The organism is Streptomyces sp. NPDC030183 (genome assembly GCF_055573455.1).
The window spans coordinates 1-13,887 of sequence record NZ_JBVIBK010000026.1 but is presented as its reverse complement, the minus strand read 5'-3'; the positions used below and the strand labels follow the sequence as shown (position 1 = coordinate 13,887).

General features: G+C 69.9%; 8 protein-coding genes. 2 read left to right on the top strand and 6 right to left on the bottom strand.

Features of this window, described 5'->3' with window-relative positions:
- Window positions 1-51: 51 nt before the first annotated feature.
- Complete coding sequence (locus ACZ4Z2_RS28495) at window positions 52-1,545, top strand: arabinofuranosidase catalytic domain-containing protein (protein ID WP_468079789.1); 1,494 nt, start codon at window positions 52-54, stop codon at window positions 1,543-1,545.
- 73 nt (window positions 1,546-1,618) lie between these two features.
- Window positions 1,619-2,908, top strand: a complete 1,290-nt coding sequence (locus ACZ4Z2_RS28490; RefSeq protein WP_468079787.1) for a ricin-type beta-trefoil lectin domain protein — start codon at window positions 1,619-1,621, stop codon at window positions 2,906-2,908.
- A gap of 67 nt (window positions 2,909-2,975) precedes the next feature.
- Here ACZ4Z2_RS28490 and ACZ4Z2_RS28485 read toward each other — a convergent pair whose 3' ends face one another.
- The 6 genes from ACZ4Z2_RS28485 to ACZ4Z2_RS28460 all read right to left on the bottom strand — a co-directional run bounded on the left by ACZ4Z2_RS28485 (window position 2,976) and on the right by ACZ4Z2_RS28460 (window position 13,495).
- Complete coding sequence (locus ACZ4Z2_RS28485) at window positions 2,976-4,688, bottom strand: lectin (protein ID WP_468079786.1); 1,713 nt, start codon at window positions 4,686-4,688, stop codon at window positions 2,976-2,978.
- A 29-nt stretch (window positions 4,689-4,717) separates the two neighbouring features.
- On the bottom strand, window positions 4,718-7,555 hold the full coding sequence (locus ACZ4Z2_RS28480; RefSeq protein ID WP_468079784.1) for an RICIN domain-containing protein: 2,838 nt from the start codon (window positions 7,553-7,555) through the stop codon (window positions 4,718-4,720).
- A gap of 339 nt (window positions 7,556-7,894) precedes the next feature.
- Complete coding sequence (locus tag ACZ4Z2_RS28475) at window positions 7,895-9,202, bottom strand: RICIN domain-containing protein (protein ID WP_468079934.1); 1,308 nt, start codon at window positions 9,200-9,202, stop codon at window positions 7,895-7,897.
- Window positions 9,203-9,300: 98 nt separating this feature from the next.
- Window positions 9,301-10,734 carry an endo-1,4-beta-xylanase gene (locus ACZ4Z2_RS28470; RefSeq protein WP_468079782.1) on the bottom strand — a complete coding sequence of 478 codons (1,434 nt, stop codon included), beginning with the start codon at window positions 10,732-10,734 and terminating at the stop codon, window positions 9,301-9,303.
- A 582-nt stretch (window positions 10,735-11,316) separates the two neighbouring features.
- Window positions 11,317-11,625 (bottom strand): hypothetical protein, encoded by a 309-nt coding sequence (locus ACZ4Z2_RS28465; protein WP_468079781.1) that lies wholly within the window; start codon window positions 11,623-11,625, stop codon window positions 11,317-11,319.
- Between the two features lie 130 nt (window positions 11,626-11,755).
- Window positions 11,756-13,495: a VanW family protein gene (locus ACZ4Z2_RS28460; RefSeq protein ID WP_468079780.1), complete on the bottom strand. Its 1,740-nt coding sequence runs from the start codon at window positions 13,493-13,495 to the stop codon at window positions 11,756-11,758.
- Window positions 13,496-13,887 lie beyond the last annotated feature (392 nt).

Genomic DNA, 13,887 nt, shown 5'->3' with positions numbered 1-13,887 from the left:
GGCGCGGTCGCGCGCCGGGCCTCCCTCCCTACGACCAGGTGAGGAACCGCCATGGTGTTTCGGATACCTCGGCCCCGCCGGTACGGACGTCTGTCCGCGCTGGTCACCGCCCTGGGACTTGTCGCCGTCGGTGCCACCGCGGTGGCGGCACCGATCGAGCCCGGGCAGAGCGCCCCCATCGTGGGCACGCAGTCCGGCCGCTGTCTGACCGTCCCCGGCGCCGGCACCACCAACGGCACCCAGACCCAACTCCAGGACTGCACCGGCGCGGCCGGCCAGACCTGGACCCACACCACCGGCAAGCAACTGACCGTCCCCGGCGGCAAGTGCCTCGACGCCAGCGGACGCGGCACCACCAACGGCACCGCCGTCATCGTCTGGGACTGCAACGGCCAGAACAACCAGCAGTGGAACGTCAACCCCAACGGCACCATCACCGGCGTCCAGTCCGGACTGTGCCTCGACGCCAACGCCGGCGGCACCGCCAACGGCACCCGGATCATCCTCTGGTCCTGCAACGGCGGCACCAACCAGCAGTGGAGCTCGCCGACCACGCCACCGGACCCGCCGGTGCCGGGCGGCGCGGGCACGTGCGACATCTACGCCTCGGGCGGCACCCCGTGCGTCGCCGCCCACAGCACCGTACGGGCGCTCTACGGCACCTACAGCGGCAACCTCTACCAGGTCCGGCGCTCGTCCGACGGCACGACCCGGAACATCGGCGTCCGGAGCGCGGGGGGCGCCGCCGACGCGGCGGCGCAGGACTCGTTCTGCGCGGGGACCGCCTGTGTCATCACCGTCGTCTACGACCAGTCCGGCCGCGGCAACGACCTGTGGTACCAGGGATCGAGCGTGGTTCCCGGCTCCCCCCAGAGCCGCCCGGCGACCGCGACGTCGGAGTCGCTGACGGTCGGCGGCAGCAAGGCCTACTCGCTCTACATCAACCCCGGCAACAGCTACTGGCGGGACGGCCACCTGACCGGCGTGCCGACCGGCAGTGCCCCCGAAGGCATGTACATGGTGACCAGCGGCACCCATGTCAACGGCGGCTGCTGCTTCGACTACGGCAACAGTGAGACGACCCGAGCGGCCGACGCGGCCGGGGCGATGGACGCGATCAACTTCAGCACCCAGTGCTGGTTCGGCGGGTGCGCCGGCAACGGTCCATGGGTCCAGGCCGACCTCGAATGGGGGCTCTACTCCGGCGGCAGTCAGACCTGGAACCCGAACCAGCGGGCCTTCACCAGCAAGTTCGTGACGGCGATGCTGAAGAACAACGGGACGAGCCGCTTCGCGCTCAAGGGCGGCAACGGCCAGACCGGAAGCCTGACCACGCTGTGGGACGGCGCGCTGCCGCCCGGCTACAGCCCCATGAAGAAGCAGGGCGCCATCATCCTCGGCAGCGGTGGTGACTGCTGCAAGCCCGGCGGCGGCGCGAATCTCAGCGCCGGCACCTTCTACGAGGGCGCGATGGTGTCCGGCTACCCGTCCGACGCGACCGAGAACGCGGTACAGGCCAGCATCGTCGCCGCCGGCTACCGCTGAATTGCTCATCCATGATGGGAGAAACGCGATGCGACAAGGCAACAACCGTCACCGATGGCGCACACCGATCGTCATGGCCATCACGCTCCTACTCGCGGCAGCCGGCATCAGCGGCATCGGACTGACGTCCGCCGCGGCGGCCGAGGCCCCCTCCGCCGCCCCGAGCGCCGGATGCGGCAAGCCCCCCACGCTGTCGAGCGGTCCGCGCTCGATCCAGAGCAGCGGAAAGACGCGCAACTTCATCCTGCGGGTGCCCGCCAACTACGACAACAACCGCCCGTACCGAGTGGTCTTCGGCTTCCACTGGAACGGCGGCACGGCAGGCGACGTCGACTCGGGCGGAACCAGCGGATACTCCTGGTCGTACTACGGCCTGCGGGCGATCTCGAACGACAGCGCGATCTTCGTGGCGCCCCAGGGCCTCGGGAACGGCTGGGCCAACTCCAACGGCGAGGACCTGACCTTCGTGGACGACATGGTCAGGCTGATCGACGCGGGCCTGTGTGTCGACACGAACCAGCGCTTCGCCGGGGGCTTCAGCTACGGCGGCGGCATGAGTTTCGCACTCGCGTGCGCCCGGCCGACCGTGTTCCGCGCGGTCGCCGTCTACGCGGGCGGGCAGTTGAGCGGGTGCAACGGCGGTACCCAGCCGGTCGCGTACATCGGACTGCACGGCTTGCGGGACCCGGTGCTCCCGATCGCCACGGGACGTTCGCTGCGGGACAGGTTCGTGCGGAACAACGGCTGCACCCCTCAGAACCCGCCGGAGCCCGCACGAGGCAGCCTCACGCATGTCGTCACGACCTACTCGGGGTGCCGCGCCGGCTATCCCGTGGCATGGGCCGCCTTCGACGCGGGTCATACGCCCGGTCCCGTCGACGGATCGGCCGGCGACTACGAACCGGGTGAGAGGTCGTGGACCCGGGCGGTGGTGTGGAACTTCTTCACGCAGCTCGACGGCTCGACGCCCACCCCGCCCGACCCGACCACGTTCCGGCTGCGCAACGAGGGCTCGGGCCGTTGCCTGGACGTCAACGGCGCCAGTGCGGCCAACGGCACGCCGATGATCGTCTGGGACTGCCACGGCAACGCCAACCAGCAGTTCACCCAGAACGGTCAGGCGCTGCAGGTGCTGGGCAAGTGCCTGAACGTCCCGTCCGGCGCCGCCGCCGGTACACGGGTACAGATCCAGGACTGCAACGGTGCCGCCGGCCAGCAGTGGGCCTTCAACAGCAACGGCACGATCCGCAACGCTCAGAACGGGTTGTGCCTGGACGTCAGCGGCGCAGCCACCGCCAACGGCTCCGCGGTCGTCGTGTGGAGCTGCCACGACGGCGCCAACCAGCGCTGGGCGCGGGCGTAGACACACAAGGGAAGGGCCACCCGACACCGCGCGGTGTCGGGTGGCCCTTTCGGCGTTCGGCGTCAGCTCAGGGCAGGGTCCATTTCTGGTTGGCCCCGCCGTGGCAGGTCCACAGGTGCACGAGGGTGCCGTCCGAGGAGCCCCCGCCCGACACGTCCAGGCACTTGCCCGACCGCGGGTTGCGCAGCGAACCGTCCGAGGCCGCCTGCCAGTTCTGGTTGGCACCGCCGTTGCAGGACCACAGCACGACCCTCGCCCCGTCCGCCGTACCGCCACCGCTGACGTCCAGGCACTTGCCCAACGCCTTGACCGTCGACCCCGGCGTCACCGTCCACTGCTGCCTCGCCGAACCGGTGCACGACGAGATCTGCACCGCCGTACCATCCGCCGAGCCGCCGTCACGGACATCCAGGCACTTGCCCGCGACCCCCACGATCGGACCCACGCCGGGGGTGGGTGGCGGGCTGCCGCCCAGCTCCTTGATCCGGACGTTGCGGAACGACACGTCGTCCCCCGTCCCGTGATTCTGGATGCCGACGTGGCCGGCGAGCGAGCGGGCGGGGTCGGTGTTGGTGAAGTCATTGATCTTCACGCCGTTGAGCCAGACCTGGAGCCGCTCGCCCTCCACCAGCAGCTCGAAGGTGTTCCACTCGCCCGGTGGATTGAGTGCCGCGTCCCGGGCAGCCGTGTCCGGGGCCTTCACGGCGTAGATCGAGCCGGTCGTGCGGTCGGGCGCGTCGGTGGCGTCGATCTGGACCTCGTAGCCGTTGTCCAGTGCCGACTGCGGGTTGCTCGTGGGTGGGAAGCCCACGATCACGCCGGAGTTGTCGTCGCCGGGCATCTTCCAGTCCAGCTTCAGGGAGTAGTTGGTGAACTGCTTGGCGCTGTACCAGAGCATGCCCATGCCGCCGAACGAGGCGAGGGTGGCGTCCGCGTTGGTGAAGCCGCCCGGGCCGGCCTGCGACCAGCCGGTGGTCGAGCCGTTGTAGAGGGGCGTGTAGCCGGTCTCGGGCCGGCAGTCGGCCTTGGTCCGGCCTGCCGCGTACCGGATGCCGCCGAGCAGGTGCGCCCGGAACGCCGGCTCCGCGTACGACGCCTGGCTGTGCCCGCCGCCGGTGTAGAAGGCCCGGCCGCCCGCGTGCGGCTTGCACCAGCTGTGCGGGTGGTCGGCACCCATCGAGCCGCCCGAGTACGACGACTCGTCCAGCGCGGTGAGCACGCGTGCGGTGGTGCGGGGGTTGGTCCGGAAGTTGTACCACTCGTCGGTGCGGGTCCAGGTCTGCGGCAGGTGGGCGGTCGCCGCGTGGGCCCGCCCCTCCACCTTGATGTTGGCCTGCTGGACAGCGGGGTGCGAGGCGAAGTAGGCGCCGACCAGGTCGCCGTAGAACGGCCAGTTGTACTCCGTGTCCGCGGCCGAGTGGACGCCGACGAAGCCGCCGCCCGAGCCGATGTACGACTGGAACGCCGACTGCTGGGCGTCGTTCAGGACGTCGCCGGTGGTGTTGAGGAAGACCACCGCCTCGTAGCGGCTGAGGTTGCCGGTGGTGAACTGGTTGCCGTCCTCCGTGGCCGTCACCGTGAAACTGTTCGCCGCGCCGAGGTCGCGGATGGCCTGGATCCCCGCAGGGATCGAGTCGTGCCGGAAACCGGCAGTCTTGGAGAACACGAGGACGTCATAGGCCGTGTCCGCGGCATGGACGGGGTGGGGCTGCCCGAGGAGGACCAGGGTGGCGAGTGCCGTGGCCACCCCACCGAGCAGGGTTCGGGGTCGTCTGCGCATGTGTGTCGCTCCCTTCTTGGTGGCCGGCATCAGGGCAGGGTCCATTTCTGGTTGGCCCCGCCGTGGCAGGTCCACAGGTGCACGAGGGTGCCGTCCGAGGAGCCCCCGCCCGACACGTCCAGGCACTTGCCCGACTGCGGGTTGCGCAGCGACCCGTCCGAGGCCGCCTGCCAGTTCTGGTTGGCACCGCCGTTGCAGGACCACAACTGGACCTTCGCCCCGTCGGCCGTGCTGTTGCCGCTGACGTCCAGGCACTTGCCCAACGCCTTGACCGTCGACCCCGGCGTCACCGTCCACTGCTGCCTCGCCGAGCCCGTGCAGGACGAGATCTGCACCGCCGTCCCGTCCGCCGAACTGCCGTCACGGACATCCAGACACTTGCCCGCGACCCCCACGATCGGACCCGCGGCCGGGCCTCCGCCGGTGTCGAAGGTGAACGCGTCGACGTCGAAGAGGAGTCCGGAGCCGCCGGCGAAGGTCAGGTAGAGCGTGGTGGTGCCGGCCGGCGCACCGGAGATGGAGCCGCCCACGGTGGTGAAGTTCGTCCATGAGCCGGTGACGGGGACGGTGGCGGAGCCGAGGACGGTGCCGGTCGGCGAGCCGGCCCGAACCTGCAACGTGCCGCCCGCGCCGGCTGACGACACCCGGGCACTGAACGATGTGGCGTTGCTCAGCTTGTACGGCTCGAACGCGATCCAGTCGCCGTTGTGGATGTCACCGACGGTCTTGCCGCCCTCGGCGGTCGACTTGTCGAAGGTGGCGATGCCGGACGATGTCTTGTAGTGCTCGGCCTGCCGGTGCTTCGGCTGCAGGATGTGCTGCGTGTGCGTGGTGAGCCCGGCACTGTCGGTGTACTCGGCGTCGAACACCCCGAAGATGTTCGCCGCGTCGTCGTGCTCACCGTCGACCGGGATGGTGATCGTGCCGGTGCACCCGGTCTTCGAGGTGACCGGGTGGCCATGACTGTCGTGCCCGACGATGTACGTCATCTTGACCTTGGCGCAGTCGACCGTGCCGTCCTCCGGATCCGTCACGGTGACACTGAACGGCACGGTGTCGCCGAAGGCGAAGATCTCCCCCGCGGCAGGTCTGTTGATGGTCACGGTCGGCGCGGTGTTGCCGACGGTGATCCGCACGTCGGCGGTGCCGGTGGCGCCCTGCGGGTCGCGCACGGTCAGCGTGGCCGTGTAGTTCCCGTTCCTGTCGTACGTCTTCGTCGGGTTGGCGGCGGTGGAGCTGGTGCCGTCACCGAAGCTCCACGCATAGGTCAGTGCCCCACCGTCAGGGTCGGACGAGCCGGCCGAGGAGAAGGTCACGGTCAGCGGCGCCGCGCCCGACGTCCGGTTGGCGCCGGCCACCGCCGTGGGCGCGCGGTTGCCGACGCCGACGTAGTCGAAGCGGTACAGGGCGGAGTTCTGGTCGCCCTGGTAATACCCGGTGCCGTAGTCCAGCACGTAGTAGGAGCCGTCCGGGCCGAACGCCGAGTCGATCACCTGCTTGCCGGTCCAGGGGAAGCTGTCGATGGTGCCCGGGGAGCCGTCGGCGTTGAGGTGGATCGGCTTGATCCAGCCGCGGCCGAACTCCGTGGCGAAGAACTGCCCGTCGAACGACTGCGGGAACTTCGTGGGCGAGTTGAGGTCGGGGTCGTACCGGTACACCGGGCCCGCCATCGGCGACTCCGAGCCGCTGCCGAACGCCGGCGGGCTGCCTGCGTCGCCGCCGTAGCGGATCCAGGCGGCCTTGGCGGGGGGCAGCGTGCTCAGGCCGGTGTTGCGGAAGGAGTTGTTCGTCGCCCCGCCCGAGCAGTTGTACTTCGCGCCCGCCGTGTTGGTGGCGAAGTCCCACTCGGCGAACGTCTCGGCGTTGGTGTTCGTGCCGTTGCAGTAGGGCCAGCCGTAGAAACCGGGGCCCGTGACGCGGTTGAACTCGACCTGGCCCTGCGGTCCGCGGGCCGTGGTGGCGCCGGCGTCGGGGCCGTAGTCGCCGACGTAGACGACGCCGGTGGCCTTGTCCACGCTCATCCGGAACGGGTTGCGCAGGCCCATCGCGTAGATCTCCGGCCGGGTTTTGGCCGTGCCGGGCGGGAACAGGTTGCCTGCCGGGATCGAGTACGACCCGTTGTCGTTCACCTTGATCCGCAGGATCTTGCCGCGCAGGTCGTTGGTGTTCGCGGCGGTGCGCTGCGCGTCGAACGCCGGGTTGCGGTTGGTCCGTTCGTCGAGCGGGGCGTATCCGGCGGACTCGAACGGGTTGGTGTCGTCGCCGGTGGACAGGTACAGGTTGCCCGCCGCGTCGAAGTCGATGTCTCCGCCGGCGTGGCAGCAGATGCCGCGATCGGCCGGGACGTCGAGGACATCCACCTTGCTGGACTGGTTGATCGTGAAATCGGCGTTGAGCGTGAACCGGGAGAGGCGGTTGACACCCTGCCATGTCGACCAGTTGCCGCCGGTGGTCGGTGCGTCGCCTCCCGGCGTGGACAGCGGTGGGGCGTAGTAGAGGTAGATGTGCCGGTTGGTGGCGAAACCCGGGTCGATGCCGACGCCCTGCAGGCCGTCCTCGTCGTGCGCGTAGACGGGGAGGGTGCCGATGACCGTGGTGGTGCCGTTGGCATCCGTGCGGCGCACGGTGCCGTTGCGAGCGGTATGGAGCACCGACCGGTCGGGGAGCACCGCCAGCGACATCGGCTCACCGACCTCCGACACCCCGCGGGCCAGTTGGACCTGCTGGAAGTCGGCGCCGTTGATCGGGTGCGTCGAGGCGGGTGTCGCACCGGACAGGTTCGCGACGAGAGCGGCCGCGACCAGGAGCAGAGTCGAACCGATGGCCTGCCAGCGCGCGGCTGCGGCCCTCCTGATATTCATGAACATGACAATGCCGTCCCCTTCCTGAACAGATGACTGCCAGGCCTGGGGCGCGCGCTGCCGCGCCGATGCCGTAGCGGGATGTCGCCGCTTCGGCCCGCCGGGTGTGCTTCAGCGGGCCACTACGCCGAGCGGGGGCAACCGCTCGGAAAAAGCGGGAGTCGATGGCTACCGCGCTGTCGGGTCACATCGACGACCGTGATGGTCCGTCAGCAAGGCTAGGAGACTCCGGCCCGACGTGTCCATACTTCCGCCGAACGGCCTCCGCCTGTCTCCGGTTCACCCACCGGAACACAGGGTGGAGCCAGGTTTTCTCCCGGCTCCACCCTGCGCCGCTGGGGCCTGTCACTGGAACTGTGCGAAGAACCTCCAGATCTCCGCCTTGGTCCAGGTGGTCACGCCGCTCTCACCGGAGGAACCGTCGACCGGGCCGGGTATGTGGCCCCCGTCGAACGCGGCCCACTGGACCGGGTATCCGGCACGGCAGCCCGAGTAGGTCGTGGTGATGTGCGTGCGGCTGCCCGGCGCTGGCTCGCGCGGGTTCTGCGCGGTGCAGCCGTTGTTGCGGACGAACCTGTCGCGCAGGGACCGTCCTTGCCCGATGTTGAGGACGGAGTCGCTGATCCCGTGGATACCGAGGTAGGCGATGGGCTGGCTGCCGCCGCTGCAGCCGCTGATCTCCGCCCCGGATATGACCGCGACGGCCCGGAAGACGTTCGCCCGGCTGCACGCGAGCGCGTAGCTCATCCCGCCGCCCCAGCTGAACCCGGTCGCGAAGCGCTGGGCCGGATTGACGCAGAGGCCGCTCTCGATGCGACGGATCATGTCGTCCACGAAGGTGACGTCCTCACCGCCCGCGTTGCCCCAGCCGTTACCGAGGCCCTGGGGAGCGACGAGGATCGCGGTGTTGTTGGACTGCTCCTGCTGGCCGTAGTAGGACCAGGCGCTCCCGCTCGTGCCGCCCGAGGCGACGTCGTTCGCGGTTCCGCCCCGCCAGTGGAACGCGAAGATCAGCCGGTACCGGTGGCTGTTGTCGTAGTTGGCCGGAACCCTGAGGATGAAGCTGCGGCTCTTGCCGCCGCTCTGAATCGTGTGGGTACCGCTCGCCAGCGTCGGTGCGCTGCCGCACCCGCCACCACCGCCGCCTCCGGACGACAGCTTGACCAGCTGCCACTGCTGGTTGGCGCCGCCCTGGTCGGCGTACTGGACGACACTGGCTCCGTCGGCGGTGGAGCCGCCCTGCACCTCCACCGCCTTGCCGCTGGTGCGGTTGATCAGCCGGACGTGGCCCGCGTCGGAGTCGGCCAGGCGGAACTGCTGGTTGGCCCCGTTGTGATCGGCCCACTGCTGGATCGCGGCACCGTCCGCGGTGGAGGCGCCGGCCACATCGAGGACCTTGTCCGAGTGCCGGGCCTTGAGGCGGTAGAAGCCGTCGCCGGAGGCCACGAACTGCCACTGCTGGTTGGTTCCGTCGTGGCGTGTCCACTGGTGGAGCCGCGCGCCGTCGGCGGTGGACACGCCGGAGACGTCCAGCGCCTTGCCGCTGTTGCGATTGACCAGGACGTACCAGGCGCTGGTGTCCACCGTCGCCGCCTGGGCAGGCGCCGGGTTCACCGCGGCGAGCATGCCGATCACGAGGGTCGCCGCCACCAGGGCGGCGATCCGGTACCACCAGCGGTGTCCCGCTGGAGGGGCGAGGGGCGCCGCGTCGTGGGTCGTCATCGATTCACCCTTCGTTCGTCGCCGGCTCATCAGGTGCGGGTCCAGCGCTGGTTGCTGCCGTTCGAGCAGGAGGAGAGCTGGATCTGGGTGCCGTTGGCGGTGCCGTTCGCGGCGGCGGTGAGGCAGAGGCCGGACTGGACGCCGACGATGGTTCCGTCGGAGTTGACGCGCCACTTCTGGTTGTCGCCGCCCCAGCAGCCGTAGATCTGGACCTTGGTACCGCTGCCCGTACCGGCGGCGTCCAGGCACTTGTTGCCGTAGACCCTGAGCTCACCGGCGTCGGTGTACGTCCACTGCTGGTTGGTGCCGTTGTGGCAGTCCCACAACTGGACCTGAGTGCCGTCGGCGGTGCTGCTGCCGGGCACGTCCACGCAGCGGCCCGAACCGACGCCCTTGATCTGCCCGGAACCCGAAGGGGGCGGCGTGGTGGTGCCGCCGTTGAGGGCGTTGAGGACGGCGGTGTAGGCGGGCTTCTTGCTGCCGTCACGGTTGAACAGGAGCGGCGAGTGCTCCGGTCGCCAGGAGTCGGAGTCGCGCACCCCCCAGACGGTGATGCCGAGGCAGCGCTGTACCGCCAGGCAGTCGTTGACCACGTTGGCGTAGGTCGTGGCCGAGGCGCCCTGGATGTCGAGTTCGGTGATGGCCACGTCGACGCCGAGGGCGGCGAAGTTCTGCAGGGTGGTGCGGAAGTTGCTGTTGTAGGGGCTGTCGTTGTTGAAGTGCGACTGGAAGCCGACGCAGTCGATCGGTACGCCGCGCTGCTTGAAGTCCCGGACCATGGCGTACATGGCCTGGGTCTTGGCCCAGGTCCAGTTCTCGACGTTGTAGTCGTTGTAGCAGAGCTTGGCGGCCGGGTCGGCCGCCCGCGCGGTGCGGAAGGCGACCTCGATCCAGTCGTTGCCGGTGCGCTGCAGGTTGGAGTCGCGCCGCGCTCCCGAACTGCCGTCGGCGAACGCCTCGTTCACGACGTCCCACTGGACGATCTTGCCCTTGTAGTGGCCCATCACGCCGTTGATGTGGTTGATCATCGCCTGGCGCAGCGTGCTGCCGCTGAGGCCCTGCATCCAGGCGGGCTGCTGGGAGTGCCAGGCCAGGGTGTGACCGCGCACCTGCTTGCCGTTCTGCACGGCCCAGTTGTAGACGCGGTCGGCGGCGGCGAAGTTGAACTGGCCCCGCTGCGGTTCGGTGGCGTCGATCTTCATCTCGTTCTCGGCGGTCACCGAGTTGAACTCACGGGCCGCGATCGACGTGTACGCCGAGTCGCCCAGCCGGCCCGAGGCGATGGCGGTGCCGAAGTAGCGGCCGCTCTGCGCCGCCGCGGCGCCGAGCGTGCTCTCGGCGGCGTGCGCGGTCGGCGGCACGACCAGTGCGGGGACCGCGGCGAGGACGCCGACGACCAGCGCCGGCAGCAGACCGCGGATCTTTTGGCGGACACCGGGTCCGGGAAGGGCGTGCAAGCCCATGACTGTGCCTCCAAGGTGTACATCACGGAACGCGGCTCGACCGGGGGACCGTCACGCGGCGTCGCGTACCTCTCCGCTGCACGAAGAGCCAGGCTGCGCTGGTGCGAACCTCACCGGAACAAACGGGGTGGCGCGGGGGCTGCGGTGCGCGGACCGGGGGTGGGGGGTGTGGATCCGCCGCGCAGCGCAGTGTGCTCAGGGCCGCCGTGGTTCGACCTCTCGACATACGGCCGGTCACCTAGAAACGGAAGGCTGATGGATTGACGGTGAATCGTCAATACTCATCGCATGGAATGTTTCCGTCTCACATTCGAAACATTCGGAATCCCGTTGCGGCGGACCGAGACGCCTGCGGGCGCCCCCTCGGCCGCACTTGAGCCTGGCGAGACCCCGGCGCGAACTCCAGCCGCGCTTCCGGGAGGAGGACTTTTTGTAGACAGTTCGGCGCCAGATCTTGACCGGACGGCCCCGCATTCCTAGCTTGTTGACATCGGTCGTTCGGGAACATCTTCGAAACTTTCGGGAGGCCGGACGACAGGGGACCCGAGCCCGGGAGAGGCTCGGGTCCCCGTCAAGGACGTGTCATGCGGTGGTGCTGTGCGCCAGCGTGCGGGCCTTGGCCGCCCACTCCCCCATCCTGGTGATGGCGGAGGTCAGTTGCTTCACCGCGGCGGAGATCTCCTTCACCGGCTTCCGGAGGTGCCGGCTCACCCTGACCATGACCCCGGCCGAGGTGCCGAAGGAGCCCATCTGGGCCAGCCCCTGCTGCGCGGCCTCATCCAGGGACATGAGCTGCTCCAGGAACCCGTCCGCGCCGTCGCCCCGTTCGTCGGGCGGCGTCATCTCGATCAGCCCCAGGGCGGCCCGCACGCCGCTGTCCAGCGTCGTCATCGCTCGCCGAACTCGTCCGTCTCCCCACCCGGTCGCGGTGCCACCCCGCCCCCCTTCCGCACGGACGGTACCGCGAGGCGGCCCACGGGAGGCCCACGGGGTTGACGCGATACGAGCCTGCCCGCCAGGGCTACCGGGCGCCGGGGCTCGCGCTGTCCGAGTTCTCGGGGGTTTCGCAGGTGATCTCGTCGCGGGGCGTGTAGTGGGTGCGGAACGGCTCCCGCTTCACCGGCTCGCCGTCGTTGTAGAAGACGCGTTCGACGGTGACGTCGAAGCCCTCCAGCGGGGTCTGCGGTACGCACCGCTCGTCGGTGCTCACCTTCTGCTGCGGCGGCTTCACATGGGTCCGGGGCCCCGTCACCGACTCGATCGCGTCGTACTTCTTGGTACCGAGGAAGGTGACGGTCACCGAGGTGTCCGTGGCCTCGGCCTGGATGTAGATCGCGTGCCCGGAGTCGTTGGCGAACCGCAGGTCGAGGCTGCCCCAGGCGACGGTGGCCTCACGGCCCTCCGGGTACCGCTCGATGTAGAAGGAGTGGGCGCCGTGCTCCACCGGCTTGACCCCGGCGAAGAACATCGCGTTGAACACGGTCGTCGCCATGGCCGAGACACCGCCGCCGGGCGCCTCGGTGAACTTGTCGTCGAGGATCATGATGCCGTCGACGAAGCCGTTGGCCTCGGTGCGCTCCCCCACGGTCCGGTTGAAGCTCCAGGTCTGGCCCGGCAGCACGACGGAACCGTTGATGAGTTGCGCGGCCCGCCCGATGTTCTTGGTGCGGTACGCGGCCGGTTCGAAGTTGACGGTGAAGGAGGACATCTTCTCCTTCAGCCCCAGCCGGGCCGCGTTCTCGCGGGTGACCTGCGGCTCGATCCGTCGCACGGCCACGTCCCCGGTGCGGGCCCCGGCCGCCTTGGTCAGCAGCGGCAGCACGGCCTTGCTCAGCGCCTGGTCGGTGACCTGTGTGCCGACCCGGGCGTCGTCGGCCACCACGACCCGGTCGCCGTCCAGGCCCAGTCGCGCGTTCTCGGCCGTGGTGGTCAGCCCCGCCAGGGGGGCGGCCACCGCCGGGGCGGAGCGCAATCCCTTGCCGTCCAGCTGGGGGACCAGCTTGCCGGAGTCGTCCGGCCGCATCCTCAGGTGCTCGCCCAGGACGGTGGGGGTGATCGTGAACCGCCGGCCGCCCGCGGTGAGCGTGACGGGCCCCGACATGGCCGGCTGCGCGAAGTCGCGCACTGCCCGCCGCACCTCCGCCGCCGCCACCTTCGGCTCCCTCTCGTGTGCGGGCAGCGCCGTGACCGCGCCCGCCCGGCCGCGCAGGAAGGAGGTCCGCAGCGTGGCGACGGCGGCGTCCACGTCCAGTGCGTAGCCGCGACGCGGGGCGACCTGCTCGACGTGGCCCTCCTCGAAGGTCACGGCACCCTCGCGAACCTTCTGGTCGAGGTGGTGCGCCAGCTTTCCGAGGGCGGTGCGCGCCTTGCCCTCGTCGAGACGTACGACCGGCTCGATGGCGTGCCCCGAGCGGAAGAAGGCACCGATCACACTGATCGGATCGGAGGCCGTGCGCGCCGCCCGGTCGACGGTCCGCTCGGCGTCGAAGGTGAGTCCCGCCCGGCGGGGGTCGACGGTCGCGGTGCGGTCACCGACCTTCACGGTCAGTTTCCGCGCGCCGGCCACGGACAGGTGGTCGTCCAGCTTGCGGACGGCTTCCTCGCGGCTGAGGCCGCCGATGTCGACCCCCCGCACCGTCGTCCCCGCTTCTACCTCACCGCCCGTGACGAGCAGCCCGGCCAGATACAGACCGCCGAGGCCGACGGTCAGCGCACCGCCGGTCAGAGCGAGGGGCGGCACGGAGGCTATTCGAGGACGCATGGGTCTCCCGGAGCGGGGTTCGATGATCGGGGGGATCTGGATCGGCGACGCGGGGTGCGGGACGGGGGATGGAGGAGGTGGGATCCGCGGGCGGCGCGCTCGGCGGCGCGGCGCCATGGACGGAACAGGTCGACCAGATCCCTCAAGCTACCCATACCGGGTGAAGGTCGCGTATGTCGCAGATCACTTCCGTCATGGATCACATCGGACAATCCGCCGCACGGGCGGACGCCGGTCCTAGTGCTTTCTTCCCAGGCTCGTTGCGTCAGGAGACCGATTCGCGCGGGTCGGGGCGTCCCTAGGCCCTGTCGTCAAATTCCCGCCGTCGCCCGGAGGGCGGCCCCGCGGCGTCAGGTGCGTGCTCTCGGCGTGCCGGGCCCTGACCCGTGTAC